The sequence below is a fragment of the Providencia sp. Me31A genome (genome assembly GCF_050487165.1).
GTDB lineage: Bacteria > Pseudomonadota > Gammaproteobacteria > Enterobacterales > Enterobacteriaceae > Providencia.
The window spans coordinates 17679-44313 of sequence record NZ_JBKQGZ010000002.1 but is presented as its reverse complement, the minus strand read 5'-3'; the positions used below and the strand labels follow the sequence as shown (position 1 = coordinate 44313).

At 43.0% G+C, this 26635-nt stretch carries 23 protein-coding genes; 8 read left to right on the top strand and 15 right to left on the bottom strand.

Annotated features, from left to right (window positions below; translation table 11 throughout):
• Positions 1 to 12: 12 nt before the first annotated feature.
• A complete protein-coding gene (gene copA, locus ACLPIE_RS01610; RefSeq protein WP_430259044.1) occupies positions 13 to 2946 on the bottom strand; it encodes a copper-exporting P-type ATPase CopA in 2934 nt (977 codons plus the stop codon).
• A 118-nt stretch (positions 2947 to 3064) separates the two neighbouring features.
• Between copA and cueR the strand changes: the two genes are divergently transcribed.
• Complete coding sequence (cueR, locus tag ACLPIE_RS01605) at positions 3065 to 3475, top strand: Cu(I)-responsive transcriptional regulator (RefSeq protein ID WP_430259042.1); 411 nt, start codon at positions 3065 to 3067, stop codon at positions 3473 to 3475.
• Here the strand turns inward: cueR and ACLPIE_RS01600 are convergent.
• The 5 genes from ACLPIE_RS01600 to tesA all read right to left on the bottom strand — a co-directional run bounded on the left by ACLPIE_RS01600 (position 3429) and on the right by tesA (position 7309).
• The gene (locus tag ACLPIE_RS01600) at positions 3429 to 3908 is read right to left on the bottom strand and encodes an NfeD family protein (protein WP_430259040.1); all 480 of its coding nucleotides are present in this window, start codon (positions 3906 to 3908) and stop codon (positions 3429 to 3431) included. The two genes, cueR and ACLPIE_RS01600, sit on opposite strands and share 47 nt — an antisense overlap.
• The gene (locus tag ACLPIE_RS01595) at positions 3905 to 4849 is read right to left on the bottom strand and encodes an SPFH domain-containing protein (protein ID WP_430259038.1); all 945 of its coding nucleotides are present in this window, start codon (positions 4847 to 4849) and stop codon (positions 3905 to 3907) included. Before ACLPIE_RS01595 ends, ACLPIE_RS01600 begins: the two co-directional genes overlap by 4 nt.
• A gap of 13 nt (positions 4850 to 4862) precedes the next feature.
• Positions 4863 to 5720: a co-chaperone YbbN gene (locus tag ACLPIE_RS01590; protein WP_430259036.1), complete on the bottom strand. Its 858-nt coding sequence runs from the start codon at positions 5718 to 5720 to the stop codon at positions 4863 to 4865.
• Positions 5721 to 5795: 75 nt separating this feature from the next.
• Complete coding sequence (locus ACLPIE_RS01585) at positions 5796 to 6599, bottom strand: SDR family oxidoreductase (protein ID WP_430259034.1); 804 nt, start codon at positions 6597 to 6599, stop codon at positions 5796 to 5798.
• Between the two features lie 68 nt (positions 6600 to 6667).
• A complete protein-coding gene (gene tesA / locus ACLPIE_RS01580; protein WP_430259032.1) occupies positions 6668 to 7309 on the bottom strand; it encodes a multifunctional acyl-CoA thioesterase I/protease I/lysophospholipase L1 in 642 nt (213 codons plus the stop codon).
• Here tesA and ybbA point away from each other — a divergent pair.
• The 3 genes from ybbA to ACLPIE_RS01565 all read left to right on the top strand — a co-directional run bounded on the left by ybbA (position 7277) and on the right by ACLPIE_RS01565 (position 11993).
• The gene (ybbA, locus tag ACLPIE_RS01575; RefSeq protein ID WP_430259031.1) at positions 7277 to 7963 is read left to right on the top strand and encodes a putative ABC transporter ATP-binding protein YbbA; all 687 of its coding nucleotides are present in this window, start codon (positions 7277 to 7279) and stop codon (positions 7961 to 7963) included. The genes tesA and ybbA overlap by 33 nt on opposite strands.
• A complete protein-coding gene (gene ybbP, locus ACLPIE_RS01570) occupies positions 7960 to 10407 on the top strand; it encodes a putative ABC transporter permease subunit YbbP (protein ID WP_430259029.1) in 2448 nt (815 codons plus the stop codon). The genes ybbA and ybbP overlap by 4 nt, the downstream gene beginning before the upstream one ends.
• A 215-nt stretch (positions 10408 to 10622) precedes the next feature.
• Positions 10623 to 11993: an esterase-like activity of phytase family protein gene (locus tag ACLPIE_RS01565; RefSeq protein WP_430259027.1), complete on the top strand. Its 1371-nt coding sequence runs from the start codon at positions 10623 to 10625 to the stop codon at positions 11991 to 11993.
• Positions 11994 to 12160: 167 nt separating this feature from the next.
• On the opposite strand, the gene ACLPIE_RS01560 is transcribed toward ACLPIE_RS01565, so the two are convergent.
• The 5 genes from ACLPIE_RS01560 to ppiB all read right to left on the bottom strand — a co-directional run bounded on the left by ACLPIE_RS01560 (position 12161) and on the right by ppiB (position 16487).
• Entirely contained in the window at positions 12161 to 13399 is a 1239-nt protein-coding gene (locus ACLPIE_RS01560) for an MFS transporter (RefSeq protein ID WP_430259025.1), read from the bottom strand.
• Between the two features lie 116 nt (positions 13400 to 13515).
• Positions 13516 to 14598 (bottom strand): 5-(carboxyamino)imidazole ribonucleotide synthase, encoded by a 1083-nt coding sequence (purK, locus tag ACLPIE_RS01555; protein WP_430259024.1) that lies wholly within the window; start codon positions 14596 to 14598, stop codon positions 13516 to 13518.
• Positions 14598 to 15101, bottom strand: coding sequence for a 5-(carboxyamino)imidazole ribonucleotide mutase (gene purE, locus ACLPIE_RS01550; protein WP_430259022.1), 504 nt, complete (start codon positions 15099 to 15101; stop codon positions 14598 to 14600). Before purE ends, purK begins: the two co-directional genes overlap by 1 nt.
• Before the next feature lie 149 nt (positions 15102 to 15250).
• Positions 15251 to 15982, bottom strand: a complete 732-nt coding sequence (gene lpxH, locus ACLPIE_RS01545; RefSeq protein ID WP_430259020.1) for a UDP-2,3-diacylglucosamine diphosphatase — start codon at positions 15980 to 15982, stop codon at positions 15251 to 15253.
• 10 nt (positions 15983 to 15992) lie between these two features.
• On the bottom strand, positions 15993 to 16487 hold the full coding sequence (gene ppiB / locus ACLPIE_RS01540) for a peptidylprolyl isomerase B (RefSeq protein ID WP_430259018.1): 495 nt from the start codon (positions 16485 to 16487) through the stop codon (positions 15993 to 15995).
• 268 nt (positions 16488 to 16755) lie between these two features.
• Here ppiB and cysS point away from each other — a divergent pair, with 268 nt between their 5' ends.
• On the top strand, positions 16756 to 18144 hold the full coding sequence (gene cysS, locus ACLPIE_RS01535) for a cysteine--tRNA ligase (protein WP_430259016.1): 1389 nt from the start codon (positions 16756 to 16758) through the stop codon (positions 18142 to 18144).
• Positions 18145 to 18451: 307 nt separating this feature from the next.
• Here cysS and ACLPIE_RS01530 read toward each other — a convergent pair whose 3' ends face one another.
• Positions 18452 to 19768 carry an aminotransferase-like domain-containing protein gene (locus tag ACLPIE_RS01530; protein WP_430259014.1) on the bottom strand — a complete coding sequence of 439 codons (1317 nt, stop codon included), beginning with the start codon at positions 19766 to 19768 and terminating at the stop codon, positions 18452 to 18454.
• A 250-nt stretch (positions 19769 to 20018) separates the two neighbouring features.
• Here ACLPIE_RS01530 and ACLPIE_RS01525 point away from each other — a divergent pair, with 250 nt between their 5' ends.
• The 3 genes from ACLPIE_RS01525 (at position 20019) to ACLPIE_RS01515 (ending at position 22145) form a co-directional block, all read left to right on the top strand.
• Positions 20019 to 20627: an ATP-dependent Clp protease proteolytic subunit gene (locus ACLPIE_RS01525; protein WP_430259012.1), complete on the top strand. Its 609-nt coding sequence runs from the start codon at positions 20019 to 20021 to the stop codon at positions 20625 to 20627.
• Positions 20628 to 20830: 203 nt separating this feature from the next.
• A complete protein-coding gene (locus ACLPIE_RS01520) occupies positions 20831 to 21430 on the top strand; it encodes a LysE family translocator (protein WP_430259010.1) in 600 nt (199 codons plus the stop codon).
• Between the two features lie 82 nt (positions 21431 to 21512).
• Positions 21513 to 22145 (top strand): glutathione S-transferase family protein, encoded by a 633-nt coding sequence (locus ACLPIE_RS01515; RefSeq protein ID WP_430259009.1) that lies wholly within the window; start codon positions 21513 to 21515, stop codon positions 22143 to 22145.
• 388 nt (positions 22146 to 22533) lie between these two features.
• Here the strand turns inward: ACLPIE_RS01515 and fruA are convergent, their stop codons facing one another.
• The 3 genes from fruA to fruB are packed head-to-tail and all read right to left on the bottom strand — an operon-like array spanning position 22534 to position 26335.
• Complete coding sequence (fruA, locus tag ACLPIE_RS01510; protein ID WP_430259007.1) at positions 22534 to 24222, bottom strand: PTS fructose transporter subunit IIBC; 1689 nt, start codon at positions 24220 to 24222, stop codon at positions 22534 to 22536.
• 14 nt (positions 24223 to 24236) lie between these two features.
• A complete protein-coding gene (gene fruK, locus ACLPIE_RS01505) occupies positions 24237 to 25178 on the bottom strand; it encodes a 1-phosphofructokinase (RefSeq protein WP_430259005.1) in 942 nt (313 codons plus the stop codon).
• Positions 25175 to 26335 carry a fused PTS fructose transporter subunit IIA/HPr protein gene (gene fruB, locus ACLPIE_RS01500; protein WP_430259003.1) on the bottom strand — a complete coding sequence of 387 codons (1161 nt, stop codon included), beginning with the start codon at positions 26333 to 26335 and terminating at the stop codon, positions 25175 to 25177. The genes fruK and fruB overlap by 4 nt, the downstream gene beginning before the upstream one ends.
• Positions 26336 to 26635 lie beyond the last annotated feature (300 nt).

The window sequence follows — 26635 nt, the reverse complement described above, 5'->3', positions numbered from 1 at the left end:
ATCATTATCCCATTATTTTTCAGGTTTAAATCGCAGTAAGCGGTTAGCATTACTGACAACGGTGATTGATGATAATGCCATTGCTGCACCTGCGACGACAGGGTTCAATAATGTTCCCGTGATAGGATATAAAATACCGGCTGCGATTGGGATGCCTAACGTGTTGTAAACAAAGGCACCAAACAGGTTTTGTTTCATATTACGCAGTGTTCCTTTTGAGATAGATACCGCATCGGCAACACCATGCAAGCTCTGACGCATTAAGGTAATTGATGCGGTCTCAATAGCAATATCACTACCGCCTCCCATTGCAATCCCCACATCCGCACGAGCAAGCGCTGGCGCATCATTGATACCATCGCCCACCATAGCCACTTTATGGCCTTTGGCTTGTAAGGCTTCAATCGCCGCTGACTTACCATCAGGCATCACACCTGCAATCACTTCATCAATCCCTGCCTCTTTTGCAATCGCATTGGCGGTGACAGGGTTATCTCCCGTTAACATCACTAAGCGGAAGCCTTGATGATGTAACCGTGCAAGGGCACTGACACTGTCTTCGCGCAGTGGGTCACGGATAGACAACAACGCGGCCACTTTACCGTCAACGGCTAATAGCACAGGAGTTACACCTTGTGTGGCTTGCTGGTGTAGCGTTTCTTCAATATCACGAGTATCCACATTACTTTGAGTCAAAAGTTTTTGGTTACCCAATAAAATAGTTTGCCCATTGATAACAGCGCTGACGCCAAGGCCTGCAAGAGTTCTAAACTGTTGATTAGCGGGCAGTGCTAATCCTTTCGCACGATTGAGTATTGCACGGGCTAATGGATGGTTAGAACCATTTTCCAGTGACGCAGCCAGTTGCAGAGCTGTGTCTTGCTCAAAGCCGTTAAACAAATGAATATCAGTAACTTGTGGCATGCCTTCCGTTAAAGTGCCGGTTTTATCAAATACAATGGTATCTAACTCACTCGCTTGCTGTAGCGCGTCTGCATCACGGACTAAAACACCAAATTCAGCGGCACGGCCGACCCCAGAGATTATAGACATTGGTGTAGCTAACCCTAATGCACAAGGACAAGCAATAATCAGGACGGTAGTTGTAATAACCAGCGCATAGGTGATTTGTGGCGCTGGGCCAACAAAGAACCAGATAGCCCCTGAAATTAAGGCAATAGCGACAACGACAGGGACGAACACGGCTGAAATACGATCAGCAAGTTGGCCGATTTGTGGTTTACTGCTTTGTGCTTGGCGAACAAGGTAAATAATGCGAGCCAGTGTGGTTTGACTACCCACCGCCGCAGCACGAAACAGCACAGTGCCATCTTGCACGACAGTACCTGCATGAACTTGATCCCCTTTGCTTTTTTGTTGAGGGATTGGCTCACCTGTTAGCATGGCTTCATCTAACCAAACTTCACCTTCGATGATTTCACCATCCACAGGAACACGGTCACCTGTTGCTAAACGTAAAATCATGCCTTTTTTCACTTGCTCTAATGGCATATCCACCTCACCTTGTTCGGTGACAACGCGTGCGGTCGGAGGTGTCAGGTCTAACAACCTTTCAAGAGCTTTTGATGAGCGTTGACGTGCCCGTTGTTCCAATGCATGGCCAAGGTTGATGAGACCAATAATCATGGCACTGGCTTCATAGTAAAGATGTCGAGCTTGATCTGGGAACCATTCAGGCCAGATATTGACCACAATAGAATATAACCATGCAGCTCCGGTACCCAAAGCGACAAGTGTATCCATTGTTGCGCTACCATTTTTCAGGCTTTGCCATGCATTACGATAAAAGTGACCTCCTGCGAATACCATTACGGCAAGAGTTAAAATCCCAATGCCTAGCCAAATAGAATGGTTTTTCTCTGTGAGTACCATGTTATCGCCCATCATTCCCCAGACCATGACAGGGATACCAACAGCGAGGGCTAATGCGGACTGCCAGCGAAAACGGCGCATATTTGCTTGAGCCACTTCTTGCTGGCGTTCACGGCGTTTAGCTTCATCTTGAATGATCTCAGCACCGTAACCGGCTTTCACTACGGCATTGATGAGGTCATCCGGTGCCGCACTTCCCGTCACGAGCGCACTACGCTCAGCTAAGTTAACGCGCGCATTTTCAACACCGGGAACACTGCTTAAGGCTTTTTGCACTTTATTGACGCAGCTTGCACAGGTCATGCCATCTAATAACAACTGAATACTATCATCGGTTGGCGTTATTTCAGGTTGCTCACCTAAATCAGACTCTTGAGCCGGAATTTCACACATTGCCGCTGAATCAGCTTCCGGCTGTTCAGTCTCCATGATCAGCGGCTCAGTTTTTGGGTGAGACTCACCTTCTGAGGCTTGATAACCAGCGGCTTCAACGGCGGCAATTAACGCTACGACTGGTGCAGAGCCTTGCACTACCGCAGATTTTGTATCCACTTGTGCGCTTGTTACGCCATCAACGGCCTCAAGCGCTTGTTGAGTTTTAGCGGCGCATTTCATGCAACTTAATCCAGAAAGGGATAAAGTCACTTCATTGGATTGTGGTAACTGCGCCTTAAAACCGGCTTGCTCAACCGCAGCAATTAAAGCTTGAGTATCAGCCGAGCCGTACACTTTTGCCTGTGCCGTATCGACAACCGCAGCAGCAACACCTTCAACAGCCTCAAGGGCTTGTTGGGTTTTACTCGCACATTTCATGCAGTTAAGGCCTGAAAGCTGTAACTCTACATCAGGAGCAGCGGCGATAGCAGCTTCATAACCGGCTTCAGTTATGGTATTAATTAAATCAGAGATATCGGTGTCACTTTCCATAACCGCATAATCGATAGTGACTTTAAGGTTTGCAACATCACCACGGTTTTCCAGTGCTTTAGTGACTGAGCCAACGCAGTGCATGCAGCTTAGTCCTTGTAATTTCAATATGATTTTTTTGCTCATTTTGCTGCCTCCTAACCCGTTTGCTAAACTGGGTCTATAATTTAATCACCAATTCGGCCTATAATTCGACGATATGCAAAGGTTACACCTTCCAGCAAGGTTAAGGTCAAGAGGAATTATGAATATTAGTGAAATTGCCAAAAAAACAGGTCTAACTGCAAAAGCGATTCGTTTTTATGAAGACAAAGGCTTGATAACACCGCCCGATAGAGGAGAGAACAGTTACCGCTATTATCAAGAACGACATTTGAATGAGTTAGTGTTGCTTAAGCAAGCCAAAGATGTTGGTTTTACACTGGATGAATGTGGTGAATTATTAGGCTTATTTCGTAATCCAAATAGACACAGCGCGGATGTAAAAAGCACAACCATATCTAAAATAAATGAATTAGAGCAGACAATCATTAAATTGTCTGCTATCCGCGATACATTACAAGAACTTGTGGACGTATGCCCAGGGGATGACGGTGCTGATTGCCCGATTATTGACCATTTGGCTCGTGGGTGCTGCCACCATGAGAAGGCTTGACTTGCAAAGTGATGCCATCTACCGCAATCACTACGACCTCCGTGCCTACAGGTAGCTGGGTATCACTGTATACACGCCAGCTGCCATCAGCTAAGCGAATGCGGCTATAACCTTCTTCCGTATCGGTTAACAGGCGTGCTTGACACCCAACCAGCTGGTGGCTTTTCTGGTTCACATCATCAGCACTAGTTTTTTTTCGCCCACTTAACCACTTTCGCCATAAAACCGCAGAAACTACCGTGAAAATAGCGAATAAAATCCCTTGCCATTCCCAACCGACAAATGGCAGTACCCACGCAATGAGACTGACGAGCACCGCGGCAATCCCTGACCATAAAAGGTAACCCGCAGTGCCCAGTAGTTCACCAACCAGCAATAGCCCACCAAGACATAGCCAGAACCATGCGGGTTGAGCGCTGATAAGCTCTATCATTCTTTTGCCTGTTTTTTCAAGTTATTGGCGTTTTTACTTTCCCCAATCAGTTCAGTAATACCGCCGATTGCCCCCATTAAATTACTGGCTTCCAGTGGCATCATAATGACTTTACTGTTTTGCGCTGAACCAATACTGGTCAGTGCATCGGTATATTTTTGTGCCACAAAGTAGTTGATTGCCTGCATATCGCCAGCCGCAATGGCTTCTGAGACCATTTGAGTCGCTTTTGCTTCCGCTTCAGCGGCTCTTTCTCGGGCTTCCGCTTGCAAGAAAGCGGATTGACGTTCACCTTCCGCCTTTAAGATTTGCGATTGTTTTTCGCCCTCCGCTTTCAAGATAGCCGCTTGGCGAATACCTTCAGCTTCAAGGATATCAGCGCGTTTGGTCCGCTCTGCTTTCATTTGCGCATTCATCGCACTAATTAATTCTTTTGGGGGTTTGACGTCACGAATTTCGATACGGGTGATTTTTACGCCCCACGGGTTGGTGGCTTCATCAACAACATGCAATAAGCGGCTGTTGATAGAGTCCCGTTGTGACAACATTTCGTCCAGTTCCATTGAACCTAATACGGTACGAATATTCGTCATGGTTAAATTTAATACGGACAGCTCTAGGTTGCTTACCTCATAAGCCGCACGGACAGGGTCAATCACTTGAATAAAGCAGACAGCATCGATAGTGACGTTGGCATTATCTCGGGAAATAACCTCTTGAGATGGAATATCAAGAACTTGTTCCATCATATTGATACGGCGGCCTATTTTGTCCATAAAAGGCACTATAATATGCAGCCCAGGTTGCAAGGTGCGGGTATAGCGACCAAAGCGTTCAACCGTCCACTGAAAGCCTTGTGGTACTGTTTTAACACAAGTAAAAACAATAACGATGGCAACAAAAATGATAATCGGTATAGCACCAAAGGCGAACAAGTCCATAATAATCCCTTAATTAGTAAAGTAATGAATACATTTGGCGGCGATATTTACTGGCCACAGCATCGCCTGTACCCATTGCCGCCATGATGTCCATCATGGCTTTTCTCACGGTACCTTCACCGGCACCTAAGTCCTTACGTAAAAAGCCCAGCAATAATTCGAGCGCTTCTTCATTGCGGTTGACTTCATGTAATTTAAGCGCCAGTTGAACTGCTAACGTTGTGTCTTGTGGGTTTTGTGCAAACTCATCTTGTAACTGTTGAATTTCAGGAGTATCCGCGGCTTGCTTTAACAACTCAATTTGAGCAATTAGGCCTTGATAACGGCTGTCTTTATCCTGTAATGGCACGGTTTCTAACGTAGTTTGCGCTTCATCAACCAAGTTTAAGCTAATTTGAGTTTCCGCTAATAATAGTGTGATATCGCTATTCTTTGGATTGAGCTGATTGGCTTCTTTTAACAGAGGTAATGCTTCTTGCGTTTTTCCTTCCGCTATTAATTCAGCCGCTTGTGCCGCTTTCATCTCTTCAGGGCTAGGAAGTACGCGAGATAAAATCTCTAATACCACCTCTTCAGGTTGCGGCCCTTCAAAACCGTCAACAGGGCGCCCATTTTGTAAGACATACACTGTTGGGATCGCTTTTAGTCCAAATTGACCCGCGATCATTTGTTCTTCATCACAATTAACTTTAGCTAAAACAAACAACCCTGCATAGTCATTAGCGATTTTTTCTAACATGGTGCCAAACTCTTGGCAATGCGGGCTACGAGGAGACCAAAAATAGAACATTACCGGTAAGTTCATTGACTGTTCAATGACTTGCTGCAAGTTGGTTTCGTTAATATCTATAATTTGAGCGTTAGCAAACATAAGGTATCTCTTTAGAATTTGTTATCAATAGAATTTGTGAACAATACTAGTAGAGTGGGGGTGATTTTGCTTTTTTCAAGCCTTTTTTCCCTGATTTGCCAGTATTTTATCCATTAGTTTGTCAGGCAAAATGCGTTTAAGTACCCGCACGACAATGGTCAATAATGTGACGGAATAACGCACTTTCGGGCGTGGACTTTCTAACGCATGGATTAATTTTTCAACCACATGCTCTGGCGTTAATGTAAAGCGAGAGGCTATCCCAGGGTTTTTAACAGGTTTATCTTTCTGAGTTTGCTCAACATTTTGTGTGAACGCTGTATGTATTGGGCCAGGTTCAATTAAGCTGACGAAGACTCCACTGTCTTTTAATTCTAAGCGTAAGGCATCAGACCACGCTTCTAATGCATACTTGCTTGCCGCATAAGCACCACGCCCGGGGGTGGAAATAATCCCCATTACGGAACTGGTTTGGATAATCCGCCCTTCATGGTGTTCTAGCATGGCAGGTAACAGTTTGAACGTTAACTGATGAACGCCGAAAAAGTTAGTCGAAAACTGCGCTTCTAGTTGTTCGCGGCTAACACTGTTTAGGGGGCCATACACGCCAAAACCGGCATTGTTAAATAATCCGAAAAGTCGGTTGTTACAGAGAGATAGCACGGATTGAGCCGCATTATCTATGCTATCTTTATCATCAAGATCAAGGGAAACAGTATCATACCCGAGTTCTTTAAGGCGTAAAATGTCACTTTCCTTACGGCAAGCAACAATAACATGGTAGCCACGCTGATGGAGAGTTTGTGCAGCACAAAAGCCAATACCACTTGAAGCACCTGTTATCAGGACTGATTTTTTGTTTCGTGCTGGTGTGTACATAACTTTACCTTCATTTCATGCAATTGAATCTATTTCAGGTATTTTAATACCCTAGTTTACCTTCTATTTTACTTGTTAGACGGTAAAATATAGGTGGAAAGTTGTTTTTCCATAAAATCAGCAATGGAGGGCTGGGCGTCAACAGTAGGGTGAATGCCATCTTGCTGTATCCACTCAGGCTTTGTAATCACCGTTTCCATATAAAAAGGAAGCAAGGGTATGTGGTTGCTATCTGCAAGTTTAGGATACACTTTTTCAAAACTTGCGGTATAACGTTTGCCATAGTTAGGTGGAATACGAATTTGCATTAAGAGCGGCTTAGCACCAGATTGCTCTATTTTATCAATAATTTGTTGTAAGTTACTTTCGAGTTGGTCAACTGGAAGCCCCTGTAAACCATCATTGGCACCCAGTTCAATCAAAACCCAGTTAGGTTTATTTTGCTCAAGTAGGATAGAAAGGCGTTCAAGCCCTTGAGCAGAAGTGTTTCCACTAATACTGCCGTTAATTACTGTAATGGGTGGTGACAATTTCTGCCAGCGGTCGGCAAGCAATGACGCCCAAGCTTGTTCTGCTGGTAAACGGTAGCCTGCACTGAGGCTATCACCCAAAATCAATAGCTTAGTTGACGCTAGAGCGTGTCCGCTTGCAGTTAGTAACAGGAGAAAAACCAATATATGTCGGCGAATAATATTCTTGAAGTTCATCATCTCATTAAACGTGTTGGCCAAGGTGAACATGAACTGACTATATTGCAAGGTGTTGAGCTAATTGTCGAGTCCGGTCAAACAATTGCTTTAATTGGGGAGTCAGGTTCGGGGAAATCAACGTTGCTAGGAATTATTGCGGGGTTGGATGATGGCTCAAGTGGAACGGTTAGTTTATTAGGCCAAGACCTCACTAAAATGGACGAAGAGCAACGGGCTCGTTTACGGGCTGAAAGTGTTGGCTTTGTGTTTCAATCCTTTATGTTAATCCCAACTTTAAATGCTATTGAAAATGTGCAACTGCCATCCTTATTACGCGGTGATTCAGAATCAGCAAGCCACCAACAAGCTGCTGATTTATTAACTGAATTAGGATTAGGAAAACGCCTTAAGCATATGCCTGCACAGCTTTCTGGTGGTGAACAACAGCGTGTGGCTTTAGCGCGTGCGTTTAATGGCCGTCCACAGATTTTATTTGCTGATGAACCGACAGGTAACCTTGATCGTCATACTGGGGATAAAATCGCTGATTTACTCTTTGCGATGAACCAAGAACATGGCACAACCTTAGTGTTAGTCACTCACGATAACGAATTAGCCGCGCGTTGCCAACGTCGCTTGCGATTAGTGGATGGGCAGTTGAGGGAAGAAGCATGATTTGGCGTTGGTTTTGGCGTGAATGGAAAACGCCATCTTTATTGATTGTCTGGTTAGCGTTGACACTTGCGGTTGCCTGTGTGCTGGCACTTGGGCGCATCAGTGACCGCATTGAAAACAGCATGAGCTACCAAAGTCGTGAACTTTTAGCAGGTGACTTGGTTTTGCGTTCTTCTCACCCGAGTGATCCCGCATGGTTACAAGATGCAAAAAATAATGGCTTAAAACTGAGTCAACAGATTTCATTTTCGACGATGGCCTATGCCACGGAGGATGATAATGCTCGCCCTCAATTAGTGCTCGTCAAAGCTGCAGATAAAGCCTACCCATTGTATGGAGACTTAGTGACTGAGCCTGAAGGTTTGCTGCCAGAGCAAGGGCAGGCACTCGTTGCTCCTCGACTGTTAGAGTTGTTAGGCCTTAAAGTGGGGGATGATATTGATATTGGTGATGCGACGCTCAAAATTTCAGGCCAACTCATTCAAGAGCCGGATAGTGGTTTTAATCCCTTTCAAATTGCACCTAGAGTGTTGATTTCGATTGATGATGCGAAACTCACTGGCGCCATCCAACTGGGTAGTCGGTTAACGTATCGTGATATGTTTGCGGGTGATAGCCGCATTATCGACGAATTTCAACAAAAATTTGATAAACAACTACGAAGTGACCAACGCTGGTATACCTTGAGTGAGGACAACGGGGCTGTTGGGAAAACATTTCAACGTGCGCAACAGTTTTTATTGCTGTCAGTTTTATTGACCTTGTTATTAGCGATTGCGGCGGTAGTCGTGTCGATGACACATTATTGCCGTAGCCGTCATCAATTAATTGCAGTATTAAAAACGTTAGGGGCAGGGCGTCGTGCATTACGTCAATGGATTATTGGGCAATGGTTAGTGATTTTGATTGCCGCCGCTTTACTTGGCTCACTATTAGGTTTGGCATTTGAAGGTATTCTTATGCAAATCTTAGGGGCAATGTTGCCGAAGGAACTGCCACCTGCCAGTTCGATGCCTTGGGTTTGGGCAATTGGTACATTATTTATTATTGCTATTGTTGTTGGAAGTCGCCCTTATTACCAATTAATGGCTACTCAGCCATCACGGGTTTTGCGTGAAGATGCAAGGTCACCAATTTGGCCGCTATATTATTATCTTCCCATCGTCATATTTATTGTTGTCGGCGGCTTGTTTGTGTTTGCTGGAGTGAATCCACTACTTTGGTCGATTCTAGCGGGTATTGTGGTAGTGGCTATTTTATTAGCGTTAATTGGTTGGTTAGGGCTATGGGGTCTACGGCATATTAAGTTTCGCCAACTTAGTCTCCGCCTTTCTGTGAGCCGTTTATTACGCCAACCATTGCAAACCATCACTCAGATGAGCGCATTTTCATTGTCATTTATGTTGTTGGCGTTACTAATATTGGTGCGAGGTGATTTATTAGATCGTTGGCAGCAGCAGCTACCCGCAGATAGTCCCAATTATTTCTTGATCAATATGAACCAGTCACAGCTTAAACCGGTGACGGAGTTACTGGCACAGTATCAAGTACAACCTACGGAGTTTAACCCTATCGTTCTTGCGCGTTTGACGGACATTAACGATCAATCAGCCATTGAATGGGCCGATAAACGCGACCCAAATAATAATACAGTCAGACGTGAGCTGAGCTTGACATGGCAATCAACCTTGGCGCCTGCGAATGTGGTCGATGAAGGGACATGGCCACCTAAAGCGGGAGAAGTTTCGATTGAGCAAACGGTGGTTAAAGAGCTCGGTTTAAAAATTGGTGATAAATTAACGTTTAACGCTGGGGCTCAGGTATTTAATGCCACGGTAAGCAGTATTCGTACGGTTGATTGGGAAAGCTTGCGTCCAAACTTTTATTTTATTTTTTCTGAAGAAACGCTTTCTGCAATGCCTACTACTTGGCTCAGCAGTTTCCATTATGAAGGGGATGGACAATTATTGACGCAGCTTAGCCGTCATTACCCAACGATTAATGTGCTTGATACTGGTGCGATTATTACCCAAATCCAGCAAATTCTTCAGCAAGTAAGCCAAGCCTTAGAAGTCATGGTTGTATTGGTTATTTTCTGTGGCTTATTACTGTTGTTGGCACAAATTCAAGTGGGAATGAGCCAACGAGAGCGAGAGCTTGTGGTATATCGCACACTTGGAGCCAGCAAAAAATTAATGCGTAGAACGTTATGGAGTGAATTCGCATTACTTGGCGTAATGGCGGGGCTTGCAGCAGCCTTTGGGGCAGAAATTGCGTTGTGGTTATTGCAACGTAAAGTGTTTGACTTCCCTTGGCAACCAGAGTGGCGTATGTGGATACTATTGCCATTGTGTGCAGCAATTTTATTATCCATTTGCGGTGGTTGGCTAGGGTTACGTTTATTAGGCACGGGCAATCAACATCGCCGTTTACCGAATAGTTAATACTCTTCAAACCTCAAGTTGTAGGAGGACTGCAACTTGAGGTATTTAGAAAGCTATAATGCTAAGTAAAAATACCTAATTTCACTATTCATTGAATACTATAAAAATTCTTGTTTTTCAGTAAAATAACTGTCTTCAATCCTTCATAAAAGCTTCATTCATCAACGTTATGATTCGGCTGTCGATTATTGATAGCCTTACAATGGAAACATAACATGACCCGCCACAATTCTATCAAACATAAATTAGGTTCTTTGTCATTATTGGCAAGTTTAGTGTCATTTAGCCTCACCGGGTTTGCTCAACAAGAAGTGCCAGCAACATTGGCTGGACACTCAATTTTGCCCGTTAACTCAACGGTTCCAGCACCAGAAAATGCCCCATCAGACTTACAAATCAGTGGCAAATTTACGACGGGTACCCGCATCGATACTTTAGGTAAAGTGGAAGGAAAATCAGCGGATCGCCCGACTGGGATGCATATTCCAATTAAAGGGCAGCCATTACAAGGGCATTCTGGGATTAAACGTATGTCTGATGGGACATATTGGGTGCTGACGGATAATGGCTTTGGCAACAAAGTAAACTCCCCTGACTCGATGTTATACATCACTCAGTATGATATTGATTTCAAATCAGGTAAAACCACACCACTGAAAACAGTTTTCTTCCAAGACCCAAATAAAATTATTCCTTTTCATATCATTAATGAAAGTACCAAAGAGCGCTATTTGACAGGCAGCGATTTTGATCCAGAAAGTTTTCAATTTGCGGATGGGGCATTATGGGTGGGGGATGAGTTTGGTCCTTATTTAATCAAAATGGACTTAGATGGCAAGGTATTAGCCTTGTTTGAAACACAAGTAGATGGAAAGAAAATTGTTTCTCCTGACCATTACCAAATCACCACGCCAAGTAAACCCACGGATAGAGTGGCTTTCCAAGTCAATCGTTCAAAAGGTTTTGAAGGCATGGCATCATCACCTGACGGGGCAAAACTATACCCAATGTTGGAGGGGGCGATTTGGCATGATGAGAAGCAAGATTATGAAACTGTAGAAGGTAAACGTGCCGCACGTATTCTTGAGTTTGATGTAAAAAAACAAGAGTGGACAGGAAGAAGCTGGTTGTATGTCTTTGAAGATGATCAAAATGCCATTGGTGACTTTAACTTAATTGATGATACTCATGGCTTAATTATTGAGCGTGATAATGGTGAAGGAACCGCAGATAAAGCCTGTGCTGAAGGTAGCCATAAGACCGAGAATTGTTTTAGTAACCTAGCTAAGTTTAAGCGTGTATATCGAATCGAATTTTCAGATAAAAATGTCGGTGGGGCGGTTGATAAGCAGGCGTATATTGATTTAATGAATATCAAAGATCCTGATAATAATGCGAGAAAACCGCTAAACGATGGCGTGTTTACGTTCCCATTCTTCACCATTGAAAACGTCGATATCGTTGATAATGAACATATTATTGTTGGAAATGATAATAACTATCCGTTTTCTTCTAGTCGTGAACCAAATAAAGCAGATGATAATGAATTCATTTTATTAAAGGTGCCAGAACTGTTAACACCTTAATTTATAATAGTTTTGTGCCATCAAATGAGTAAATAGTGGCACAGCTAATCTGTTGGTATGATAGTTTTTTGCATGCTCAATAATACGCACGTTTGATCTGTCGTCTGGATAGATGATGACGTTTTCCCTTGGTCTTGATATTTTCCCGAGCTCGCACTCGGGATTTTTTATGCTTTGTTGAGAACAGGCGGTTTCATCATTAAAGTGAGGAGCAAAATAATCACCACAGGGGCGGCAATTACTAAAAATGCAGGGGTAAAACTACCGGTTAAGTCCTTGATGCCACCAGCAATAAAAGGTGCTAAACAGGCGATGGTGGAAATTAAATTGACGACAGAAAATAGCTCTAGGTAAGGCCCTCGGCCAAAGTAATTAGACAACAAAACACTGGATGCAAGGAAGGTCATACCGTAGCCAATACCAACACAGAGCACAAAGAGAATTAACCATAGCCAAGATGTGGCAATACTCAGGAAAATTACGCCGAGTACCATAATGATCAGGCTGCTAATCAATAGTTTTTTCGGCTCAAGCCATTCGCCTGCTGCACCTCCGATAAATCGTGAGAATGCATTAACAAAAGCCATTGTGCTAAGTAATGAAACGGCAACTGTCATACCAAACCCTCGCTCTTCAATATGGGCAACAGCAAAGCTGTTTACCGTGATCCCACACCATAAGAACGAAGTATAAGTCGCTGCAATTAAATAAAATTGCCATGTGCGTAACGCTCGACCAACCGTCCACACTTCCGCGGTGCGGTAAATAGGTTTGCTATCATCACGAACTTGTTTTTGCATCACACGTTTAGCATGTTCTTGCTCTTGTTTGCCTTCACGTAACATAAAAATAGTGATCAGTGTAATTATACTCAGGTATACCGCACAGAGTACCCAGTGCATACGCCAAGAGCCTAGCTGGTTTGAGGCGTAAAAGTAAATCCAAGGCCCTGCAACACCGCCTAAGCCACCAATGGTGAAATATAACCCGAAGGCAAGGGACTGTTTTTCAAATAAGCGGGAAAGTACATAGGTACCAGGAACGGTTGCCAATAAAGTGAAACCAATACCAATTAATGCCGTACCTAAAAAATAGCTACTAATGGCTTGTGTGGCGTAAAGGCTATAAAACCCGGCAACAAAGACAGCGGTTCCCAGTAACAGTGTTGCTCTCACGCCTACTTTACGGATCAATAAGGATGGGAGAAAGCTGGCGAGTCCACAAGTTAGCCCAAGCAAGGTAAAACCAAAGCCAGCTTCACTCCAGCTCCATTTTAGCTCGCTGATCATCTCAGGTAATACGACGCCAAGAGAAGTGAAGGTCGTTGCTGTGGCTAAAAAATAAACCAGCCCTAAAAGGATAAGAATGCACCATTGGTAAAACGGGCTAAACGGCTGTGAAGACATAATAACTCCAGTAATGCCGTATTCCTTCAATCAGGGGATTTATATTTTGAATGACGGCGAAAATAGCATAATGCCCGAAAATAGATTCGGGCATCGAATAGGGCTATTTTCCCTATTTATTGATGAGAGTACCAGTCTAATTTTTTATTTGCCCACTCAATGCCACTTTTGTACTCATTTGGTAAAAGAGGGATGAGTGAATTTAGGGTGAAAATCAATTGCTGGCAGTCACGGTGAGATAAATTTAAATGCCCTACTTTACGCGCAGGACGAACTTCTTTTTCATACCAGTGCAGATTAACCAGCGGCAAGCTAAGCCATTGTAAATTAATATCGGTACCAATTAAATTTACCATAACCGCTGGGGAATAAACCTCAGGAGATGGCATCGGTAAGTTTAAAATAGCCCTTAAATGTAGCTCGAATTGGCTGATGGATGCGCCATTTTGCGTCCAGTGCCCGCTATTATGGACACGAGGGGCAATCTCGTTGATTAATAGTTTATCGCCAACGATAAAACATTCCATCGCCATGACACCGATATAGCCGAGTTCATCCATGACCGCACTTAACATCCCTTGAGCTTGGTCTTGTAAGGGATTCTTTGATTTAGGAAAGGCAACACTGGTACGTAAAATACCGTCTTGATGCAGGTTATGAGTGATAGGGTAAAAAACAGACTCACCTGCGGCATTACGTGCCCCAATTACCGAAACTTCAGCATCAAATGGGATACCTTGTTCAACGATGCACTCGCCATAAATTTCTGTGGGTAAGTCTTTTTCATCGCCGGGGCGAACACGCCATTGGCCGCGCCCATCATAGCCGCCTGTTCTGCGTTTCACTATCAAAAAATCACCTAAAGTGGTGAACAGTTCAGGCCATTGCTCAGGGGACTCAAGTAATGCCCACGGTGCGGTAGCCAAATTTAAGCTATCAAATAAACTTTTTTGTGGGAACCTATCCGCTAAGCGTGGAAAAATATCGCGGTTAATAAACGCATTATGGCGAGCGAGTTCTTTAGTCAGTGGTGTTTCAGGCCAACGTTCTATTTCAGCGGTGATCACGCTTTGTTGGTAAGGAACAGCTTCTGGCTCTGCATCAAGGCCAACAGGAAAAACGGCAATTCCTAATGGTTCCCCCGCTTGGCGGAGCATGCGACCTAATTGACCATTGCCAAGGACACAAACGGGTTTCATTAGGCTTCCCTCGGGTCTGGGTGATTTAACACATCGTTAGTTTGCGATTCTCGCCATGTTGTGAGACGGCTAAATACTGTGGAGTCGCTAATCGCTAAGATTTGAGCCGCTAATAATGCGGCATTAGCGGCACCGGCTTTACCTATAGCTAAGGTACCGACCGGGATACCTTTGGGCATCTGTACAATCGAATACAAACTATCCACGCCACTGAGTGCGGCGCTTTGTACAGGAACGCCAAAAACAGGCACCAACGTTTTCGCTGCTAACATACCCGGTAAATGCGCTGCGCCACCTGCACCCGCAATAATTACATCAAACCCATTTTTTTTGGCATTTTCAGCAAAGGAAAATAACTTATCAGGGGTACGGTGTGCTGAGACGATTTCGACATGGAAAGGGAGTTGCAGTTCAGTCAACACGTCAGCGGCATGCTGCATGGTTGCCCAGTCACTTTTTGAACCCATAACAATGGCGATTTTTGCCGCAGATTGAACAGTCATTGAGTGCTTTCCTGTAGTGAAAAAACATGCCCCGAAGATGGGGGAAATTGAATTGCGGTGATCATATCACGGTAACGCGACAAGGAAAACGTTTGCGTGGTGAATAATTAGACAAACGATCGTGAATATGAGCAGATATTTATGGCTAGTTAAATTGATTCAAATGGAAAGAAAATCAGTTCAACACCTTGTTCATTGATGATAAAGGCAGAACCTTCATGGTGCCATGCACCCAATACACCACGGTAATGTAACTTGCCATTAATATTGATTTCATGGATAGCAGGACGGTGGGTGTGACCGTGTATCAACCATTGTGCTTGGTGCTTTTGCATCACATTGCTTACTGCTTGGGGATTTACGTCCATGATGGATTCGGCTTTCATACTGCTGGCATATTGGCTATTTTTACGCATTTTTTGTGCGACCTGGCGACGAATAAATAGCGGCAGCGAAAGAAATAGCCGTTGTATCCACGGGGTATGAACTTTTTTGCGATAATTTTGGTAGGCCGCGTCATCAGTACACAAGGTATCACCATGCATGATGAGAATACGTTTACCATTTAGTTCTAGTAATGTTTCTTGCGGTAAAATGGTCATGCCACACTGTTTGGCATAGCGCTTGCCAATTAAAAAGTCACGATTACCATGAATGAAATAACAAGGAATACCTAGATTGGTGAGCTGTTTTAGCTCATTTGCGACAAGTTGATGAAGGGGATTGTTATCATCATCGCCCACCCAATAGTTGAAAAAATCGCCGAGGATATACAGGCTTTCGGCATGGATGGCTTGCTGTTGAATAAAATTGATAAAACCGGCGGTGATCGCCGGCTCATCTTCACTCAAATGCAAATCTGCAATGATGTAAGTGGACATGCGTTCAGGCTTACTCGCTGACAGTCACTTTTTCGATGATAACGTCTTCACGCGGAACGTCTTGGTGGAAACCACTACGGCCAGTTGAAACGCCCTTGATTTTGTCAACAACATCCATACCTTCAACGACTTCAGCAAATACACAGTAACCCCAACCATCTGGGCGCTCTGAACGGAAGTTTAAGAAGTCATTGTCCACAACGTTGATAAAGAATTGTGCTGTTGCTGAGTGCGGATCATTAGTTCGAGCCATTGCTAAGGTACCACGGCTGTTTTTTAAACCGTTGTTAGCTTCGTTTTTAATCGGCGCTTTAGTGTTTTTTTGTTCCATTCCAGGTTCAAAACCACCGCCTTGGATCATGAAACCATTAATAACGCGATGAAAAATGGTATTATTGTAAAAACCTTCACGGCAGTAGGTTAAAAAGTTTTCGACTGTAACGGGAGCTTTATCGTCAAACGTTTTGATAACAATGTCACCGTGATTGGTATGAAATGTAACCATAATAGCTATCCTGAATAATTGTTTTTTATGCGCTGTCTTGCGAAAGCGTTGAGATCAGCAAGTTTATATCACAGATAAAACCTGACTTGAAGCGACAGAGCGTATTGAGCTTGTTTTATAGCATAACAGGCGCATATTAAATACACTGAAAAAACCACGAAGAATGGGAAGCTAAACCCTTGCATTCTTAAGGTGATCGGGGTTCAATAACATGATATTTTATCGATAGAAATCAATAATCATTTTTCAAATAAATGGAAAAGTTCAGATGCTACAAATTTTTAATACACTAAGTCGTCAAAAAGAAGAGTTTAAGCCCATCCACGCAGGAAAGATTGGGATGTATGTGTGTGGCATCACTATCTACGACTTGTGTCATATCGGCCATGGCCGTACATTTGTGGCATTTGACGCAATTAGCCGCTATTTACGTTATTTGGGTTATGACTTGAATTATGTACGTAATGTGACCGATATTGACGATAAAATCATTAAACGTGCAGCAGAAAATAATGAAAGCGTCGATGAACTAACAACTCGTATGTTAGCGGAAATGCATAAAGATTTTGATGCATTAAATATTTTACGTCCTGATAGCGAGCCTCGTGCGACTCGCCATATTGGTGAAATTATTGCGTTAACTCAAAGCTTGATTGAACGTGGGCACGCTTATGTGGCTGATAATGGCGATGTGATGTTTGAAGTGAAAACAGACCCTAATTATGGTTTGTTATCACGCCAAGACTTAGAACAGCTGCAAGCGGGGGCGCGAGTTGAAGTGGCTGATGTTAAACGTAATCCAATGGATTTTGTCTTGTGGAAAATGTCTAAAGAAGGTGAACCGAGCTGGGAGTCTCCTTGGGGGTTAGGACGTCCGGGGTGGCATATTGAGTGTTCTGCTATGAACAGCAAAACCTTAGGTCACCATTTTGATATTCATGGCGGCGGCTCTGATTTAATGTTCCCTCATCATGAAAATGAAATTGCTCAGTCAACCTGTGCACATGATGGCCCTTACGTGAATTACTGGATGCACTCCGGTATGGTCATGGTAGACAGAGAGAAAATGTCTAAATCTCTCAATAACTTCTTTACTATCCGTGATGTACTTGAATATTACGATGCAGAAACGGTGCGTTATTTCCTGTTGTCTGGTCATTATCGTAGTCAACTTAATTACACAGAAGAAAACCTAAAACAGGCACGTACTGCACTTGAGCGTATGTATACTGCATTACGTGGCACAGATAAGTCAGCCTCACCTGCTGGTGGAGAAGAATTTAAAGCGCGTTTCATTGAAGCGATGAATGATGATTTTAATACACCAGAGGCTTATTCGGTATTGTTTGACATGGTTCGTGAAGTTAACCGATTGAAATCAGAAGACATGTCATCAGCAAATGGTATGGCTGCGCAGCTTCGTGAATTAGCAAGTGTATTGGGTTTATTAGAGCAAGACCCTGAAGCCTTTTTAAAGGGCGGTGTACAAGCAGGAGATGACGCGGAAGTCACTAAAATCGAAGCATTGATTAAGCAACGCAATGATGCACGCCAAAGTAAAGACTGGGCGTTAGCTGATGAGGCTCGTGATGCGCTGACGGCAATGGGGATTGTTCTCGAAGACTCGTCTGCGGGTACGACTTGGCGTCGTAAGTGATTGGCAGATAACTCAATTTTATTATAATCTTATTATAATGTGATAAATTGAATATTTAGATTTTAATTTATCACGATAAGATGAGCCAAAAGAGATAATCCCACTACTGGGGGGCACTTCATCGATAGCTGGTACCGTATTTTCAGTACCAGCGCACGGCCCAAAGGATGATAATCTCGGTAAAATAACGTACTTTAAATGCGTTCATACAAAGAGCCTTAGTAACGAAATAGTTAATTTAGCATACCAGTCACTTAAATTTTGCTGCAACAGTGTCATGGAGACCGCAGACTACCCTCGTCGATAATTAAATTAATTTTCTGATCTTCTGCAAGGCTTTATGTAGGTTTTCATAGCTGACGGATCCTAGCGCAATCCGTATAGCTTGGGGCACGTTCTGCGAAATACAAAAAGGTTCGGCAGTTGAAACCGAAATATTATTTTCCATTAATATTTTAGCAACGTTGTCAGCCCTCATATCATCTGGGAGTGGAAGCCATGCAAAATATGAATCAGGATGTGATATACAGGTCATGTGTCCAAGAGTTTCTTTCAGTATTCTCTGTCGCTCACGTGCATCGCGCCTTTTCAACATTTCAAGCCGTGATACCGTCCCGTCCTGAATCCAATTACAGACCAGTGACACAATAAGAGATGGTGTATTCCATGTTGTTGCTCTTACGACTCTTTCAAGAGCAGGACGATAAGCCTCTGGACAGATAATTACGCCAATCCGTAACCCTGTAGCCACATTCTTGGAAAAGCCGGTTATGTATATGGTTCTTTCTGGAGCAAAAAAAGCAACGGGAGGGGGCTGGGTTTTCACCAGATAATGATACGCAGCATCCTCAATTATTAGCAGATCATTTGAACGTGCAATATTAACAATTTCTTTACGTTGTTCATGGCTCAGTACCCAACCTAGAGGATTATGTAAAGTAGGCATTACATATATGGCTCGAACGTGTCTTAATCTACAAATTTGACGCAGAGCCTCAAGATCAGGCCCGCTGTTTTTTATTGGGATGGCTATCAGTTCCAAATGATACAATGCACCAAGAACTTTAAAACCCGAGTAGGTTAGTGCATCTACTGCTACCACATCTCCAGGTCTCAGGAGTCCCATTACTGTGACGGTTAAACCATGCTGAGCACCATTGACTATAATCACGTTGTCCGCATTTGGTTCAAAATCACCACGAGAAAGATGCCCTGCAATAATGTGTCTATCAGATAACCTTCCTGCATGTGGTTGGCACCGCAAGTACGATTCAATATCGCCAGAACTAGAGATTTGCCTTAGGGCTTCACGAAGTAATTCTCCCTGTCCCGGTAGGGATGGATAATTAAAATTTAGGTCTATTAAGCCGGCCGATACATCATGCTGATCGATACCATGCCCAGGGGGAAGTGATATTTCCCTGACAAAAGTTCCCCGTCCGATCTCTCCACTGATTAAACCCATGGCCTCTAATTCGGCATAGACTCTGGTCGCTGTAGCCAGTGAAATACGCATACTGGCAGCCAGATCCCTGTGTGTAGGCAACCGAGTACCTGCCGTCAACTCTCCAGATCGAATTAAATCAACGTATTTATCAACAATTATTTTGTACTTGTTTTTCATCGAATGTATCTATGACAATAATTTGATTGTAATGCATTTACTACACTAATATTAATTTAAAAGCAACAGAGCTTAGCTCATCAGGTTTCAAGTCTAGTTCTGTGCTGTTTTACTCAGCTTAAAACGCTTAATACACTGAAATATAATATAAATTACAGTTAAAAATAGAGTCGAGTTGATAATGGAACATAACGGAATATGGGGCATGACTCGTATTTCATTAGTTAATTTTATCTCAGGAGTTTTTAAGATGATAACACTGGAAAATGAGGTTCAGACCCAGTCTCTACAGATTCAGGAAAGTACTTTTATTGAAGAAAAAGCATTTCGTTCTCGGGTGGTATTAGTGTTTGGGAACATCACGGATACGATCGCAGCTGAGACTGTTCGCAGGCTGCTGACACTAGATGCAGAATCAAGCGACCCCATTACAATGATAATATCGTCACCAGGAGGGCATCTTGAGTCAGGCGATGTAATACATGATGTATCCCGTTTTGTATCTTCACCAGTCAATATGGTAGGTACAGGATGGGTAGGTAGCGCAGCTACGCATCTATACCTTGGGGCCCCCCGTGAAAGACGATTCTGCCTACCGCAAACGCGTTTTCTCATTCACCAGCCAAGTGGCGGAACAGGAGGGGCTGCCAGCGATATAGCTCTTCAGGCTGCGGAAATCATTAAAGCACGAGAACGAATTGCTAGGGTGATTGCTCGGGAAAGTGGTCAACCGTTGGAGCGGGTGATTGATGATATTGAGCGTGATTTGTGGATGTCTGCATCAGAAGCCGTTGCATATGGATTAGTCTCTCGCATCATTACTCGTCGAGAAGAGCTTCTCCATGTTGATAATCGCTGAATTACTAAGAATAAGTGAGTTAAATAACTCGCCAATATTTAAGGTATTTATCTAATAAACATAGTAAATGTCCTAGATGGAATATTTCATTACTTTCCATATAGATGGATAGATGGCTAAGAAAACAATTAATTCATTTTTCAACAGCAAAAAGATACCGCCGGTAAGCCATTGAGCTATGGTAGCTGGTTAGAGGATATTTCATGTCAACAGATATTCTTATCGCATTTATTATTTATGCATTTGTTACCTCAATTACACCAGGGCCTAATAACACTATGTTGCTTGCATCAGGTCTGAATTATGGTTTTAAACGTAGCATTCCCCATGTTCTTGGTATTAGTCTAGGTTTTGCTCTAATGGTAATTGCTGTTGGTACTGGTCTTGGTCGCGTGTTCGAAAATTGGCCTCAGCTGTATACAGCCTTGCGCATCTGTGGTGCTACTTATTTAATCTATTTGGCATGGAATATAGCCACAGCTGTGCCGATGTTGCAAGTGTCTGAATCATCATCTCGCCCATTTGGCTTCTGGAAAGCAGCTGGATTTCAGTGGGTTAATCCTAAAGCGTGGATTATGGCGACTGGCGCCATTACCACTTATTTACCTCAGAGTGAGAATATTCACTCTGTGATATTTTTATCATGTTTATTCGCAATTATTAATGCACCGAGTGTGAGCATATGGGTCACTTTTGGCGCGACTTTGCGCCACTGGCTAAACGATATAAAGTATTTCCGAATTTTTAACGTATGTATGTCGATACTTTTATTAGTATCCCTTTATCCATTGTTATTTCTCTGACAGAAAATATAGCTCGAGTATAAATATAATCCACGAGACTAACTTATTAAATTAGGTGCAACCTTACAATATGAGGCATTTTATGCTAACACTTCTCGGTAGAACATCATCAATCAATGTACGTAAAGTGCTTTGGACATGCAACGAATTGGGTTTACAGTTTCAACATGAAGAATGCGATATTGATTTGACAGCCTCGACGCCGATGCAATCAGGTTTTGTATTCACTGAACTAAACCCCAATGCCATGGTACCCGTATTGTTGGATAACGAGTTTGTTCTGTGGGAGTCAAATACCATCATTCGTTATCTCGCCAATCGTTATGGAGATGGTTCATTATACCCCCATGCCGCTGAGGCGAGGGGACGAGTTGATCAATGGCTGGATTGGCAAGCTTCTGAGCTCAACCGCGCTTGGAGTTATGCATTCATGTCCTTGGTACGGAGGTCTCCGGAGCACGATGATACATCGCAAGTCCTGAAGTCAATACAAAATTGGAGCCGTTTTATGCGTATACTGGACGATCGACTCAAACAGACGGGAGCCTATGTTTCTGGCGGTGAATTTAGTTTGGCTGATGTGGCTATTGGCCTATCTGTCCACCGATGGTTCGGTACCCCGTTAGATCATCCTCAGCTTGATGCCGTGCAGGGCTACTACCAACGTATAACAGAGCGCCCAGGATTCCAGAAACATTGTATTGGCACACCATGAATATTTAACTGAGCATCCGGATTACAAGTTAACAAATTCAGATACTTTTTCATAATACGTTGAGTGGTCATTGGCAAAATTTCTCTAGCGATGTAGGGCAGAGTTACTGACCGAAATGACTGGTGACCAAATTAATTGTCAATTGAAGTCCAGACTTTCATAACGCTATAAACCTCAACGTCTAAAGATGCTCATAATTCACTTTCAGCACAAAAGATAGTATTGGGCTTACGAGGGGCAGGAAACCTGACAATGATACAAAATGAATCCCAATATAATATTTTGTTGGCATTAAATAAAATATTGCAAGACAAAAAATCCCCCAGTTAAGGGGGAAAATAAAACTTCCAATACTTACATACTAGGAACTGAGTTTTTAACGCATGGCTCAGGCAATACTTGCCATTTGTTGTTCAACCTCAGGTGGCGTCGCTTTTTTGAGTGCAGCATACAGTACGCCTGAAATAATGGTTCCGACAATAATAGAGAGTAAATACAATAGAATATGATTTACTGCGCCTGGGATTAGCAGGACAAATAACCCGCCATGCGGTGCCATTAATTGAATGCTGAAATACATTGATAGAGCCCCAGTGATCGCACCACCAATAATACAAATAGGCAGGACACGGATAGGGTCTTTGGCAGCAAATGGGATGGCACCTTCTGAGATAAAACAGAGGCCTAGAACAAATGAAGCCTTGCCTGCTTCTCGCTCTGCGGGAACGAATTTATGGCGAGCCAGCAATGTTGAGATCCCCATAGCGAGAGGGGGAACCATACCCGCAGCCATGATGGCAGCCATTGGGCCGTAAGTTTGTGAACTGAGTAAACTGACACCAAATGCATAAGCCGCTTTATTAATAGGCCCTCCCATGTCGGTACACATCATGGCACCTAATATTGCGCCTAAAATAATGGCATTTGTACCTTGAATAGAAATCAACCATATCGTTAATTTATTCATCAAGAAAGCGGCGGGGTGACCAATAATATATATCATTGATAACCCTGTAACGAGGGTCGAAAGTAGAGGAATGATTAATATCGGTTTTAGCGCAGACATTGACGCAGGGAGTTTGATTTTTGAGCTGAGAAATAGAGCGCAATACCCTGCTAAGAAACCAGATACAATCCCTCCTAAAAAACCCGCCCCTAATGTGACAGCAAGAGCACCACCTACTAAACCGGGGGTTAATCCTGTTCTATCGGCAATAGAGTAAGCAATATAGGCGGAAAGGACAGGAACCATCAGGCCAAGTGCCGTATCACCACCAATGACTTTAAGTGCCCAAGCTAAACTCCCTTCAACTTGTGAAGCATCTAACCCAAAAGCAAAAGATAAGGCTGTACAGAGACCGCCTGCTACAACCATAGGAAGCATATAAGAAACACCCGTTAGTAAGTGCTTATAAATACCTCTTTTTTCTGTTTTAGCTGGAGTGGTTGACGTTTGCCCCTCAACAACGAAAGTCGTGGCTTCTTTTTGGGCCTTATCTAACTCTTGGGCCGTTTTTTTCAATGCCGCACTGGTTGAGGTGCGGTACATTTTTTTACCCGCAAATTTATCAACATTGACTTCAATATCCGCAGCTACAATGACTAAATCAGCTTTGGCGATTTCGTCAGGCGTAATTTCATTTCCTACACCGACAGATCCGCGAGTTTCTACTTTGATGTTCCAACCGCGTTTTTTGGCTTCAGCCTCAAGAGCTTCAGCAGACATATAGGTATGCGCAACCCCTGTAGGGCAGGCGGTTACGGCTAAAACAGAGAAAGGTGCTGTATGATCAGTCTTTGGCGCTTTTTCTGCTATTTGTTTTGCATCATTAATAGCGGATAAAAGAAATTCAGTAGGTTGTCTGAATGCTATATCAGGAGAGCCGAAATAAACTTTTTTACCCTCACAAGAAAAGTTCTCAGCTAATTGATTGCCAAAAGCGATAATGATATCGGCCTCTGCAATTTGTTCGGTGAACGTGATAGATTGAGAGATAGCCGCTTTTTTTATGGCATCAATGGCTAGCCAAACAACAACAGGGCCTTGTTGATGACTTGGGGCGATTAATATTTTCATGTTATTCATTCTCATTATGCCGTGAAAGGTTGTAAGTCAACTTTAGCCATCATTCTTGCGAGCTGTGTTCTGTCTGTAATACCAACATTCGGTTGTGAAACAGCGAGCGCAGAAATGGCGGTAGCAAGTCGCAATGTATGCTCACTCGTTTGTCTCATAATGAGTCCATAAATGAGCCCTCCGACCATAGAGTCACCAGCACCAACGGTACTGATAACTTTGCATTCAGGAGGTTTTGCAAACCATGCTCCGGATGAATTCACCCACATAGCTCCTTCTTCACCTAAAGAAACAACCACATGAGCAATCCCTTGCGCTCGGAGTTGATTGGCGGCATCAACAATGTCTTTACGAGTTGGTAGGGGCTTGCCTGCCCAAATTTCCAACTCGCGGTGGTTAGGCTTCACAAGCCATGGAGATGCTTTGAGCCCGGCGACGAATGCTTCGCGACTGCTATCAAAAATGATACACATACATTTTTCACGTAAGCGCTTCATCCATTGGGTAAAATCATTTAAATCAATTCCTTGAGGTAAGCTACCACTCACACAAATCATGTCGAATTGCCCAGCCCAACTCAATGAATCAGAGACAAACCTCTGCCAGTCAGATTTTGTAACGTTAAAACCCGAAAAGTTGAAATCAGTTACGGAGCCCGTTTCTTCTGTGAGTTTTACGTTGATGCGGGTGCGACCTTCGACAACTTGAAAACGGTTAGCTATCCCAAGTTCACTAAAGGCTTTTTGAAAACCATCTTGATTTTCTTTTCCTAAAAAACCGCCTACAGTGATATCAATATCTAAATTTTTTAATACTTTAGCGACATTTATGCCTTTCCCTGCTGCATGCAGACCGGCTGTTTTTACTAAATTGACATCACCACGATGGATATCGGGTAATAAGCCCACCAAATCGTAGGCTGGATTTAATGTGATTGTTGCGACTCTTCTGCTCATACGATTTCTTCTCCAAGTCCTGAATTAATCGCTTCGCCAATAGCGTCTATTGCTTGTTGGGCATCAGGACCTTCCGCATGAACGCGTAAGCGATGGCCACATTTAGCCCCTAGACTGACAATTTTCATTAAGCTTCGCCCATTTACAGGCGTTGCCATTCCATCAAGGTTACTAACGGTGATTGTGCTGTCGAATTTTTTAATAGTGGTAACGAGCATGGTACTTGGGCGTGTATGTAAGCCATGTGGATTACGTACAGTAAATTCTTTGGTGATCCCAGACTCATCAAGGCTAGGTGGTTGTTCATTATCCTGTGTGTTATTGCCTGTAAATAAGGCGACTAATTTGTTAACGTCATCATTTTCAATAATAGATTGAAAATTTTGTTCTTCTAATAACCATTTGATTTTTTGTAGGAAATCGCCTGAATTTTTATCCGAATATGAAATGGTGATTAGCGCATTAACTGGATTGTCTTGATAAGTAAAGGGGGTTTTGACAATGGATAATGCAATGGCATTATGAATATTTCCAACAGGGCTATCACTTATCCAAATGCCTTTTCCTAAATATGAAGTAGGCATTGTCAGAACAGATGTAATGAAGTCAGTGCTCACTGACTGAGAGTTCTGAAGATGAATAATATTCTGTATTTTTAATGTATCAATATTATCGACATTGGCGTTGATCGTGACCATGCTCTCGTCAAAATTGATGGGCTGGGCTTGGTTCTCTCCCATGAGGAGTTGCTTTAACTCTTCAGGAGAATTGGCTTTTGCCATAGCATTAGCGATGCTTTCATCACTAATAATGTGTGTCAATTGGCGCAACAACTCCAAATGTTCATTTGATTGGGCTGCAATTCCTATAACAATATAAGCCGTTTGCTCTTCTCCCCAATCAATTCCATCAGGGAACTGAAAAATAGAAAAACCGGTTTTTATTACTTGGTCACGGGTGTCTGTTGTGCCATGAGGGATGGCAATACCATTTCCCAAAAACGTAGGGGCTTGCTTCTCTCGATTAAGCATACCTTGTACATAGCCGCTTTTTACATAGCCAGATGTTTCTAAGGCTTTGGCAACTTGCTCGATAGCCTTTGTTTTATCCGGTGCAGTGGCTGCAAGGTGGATATCGTTAATTGATAGGTTAAACATAATCTCTCCTGATTATTCTTGATAACCGGATCAGCCAGAGTGCCTACAAGCGGATCTGATTGTTCGTTAATCATGTTATCGTTAACAAAGATTAGCTGAATCGTTTAGTCTTGTCTATGGAATGGAGGTGTAAATTGCTGAAAATGAGATCTAAGTTAAACTTTATTGGGTGGGTTTATATGCTGTTTTTTCAACTAGCTGAAGTTTTGCTGAAATAAATTATTTAATTTAAACAACAGATTAGGTATTTTAAATTAATGTCTATTAACTAAAATAGGTTAGCGTAATTTTAAGAAAAAT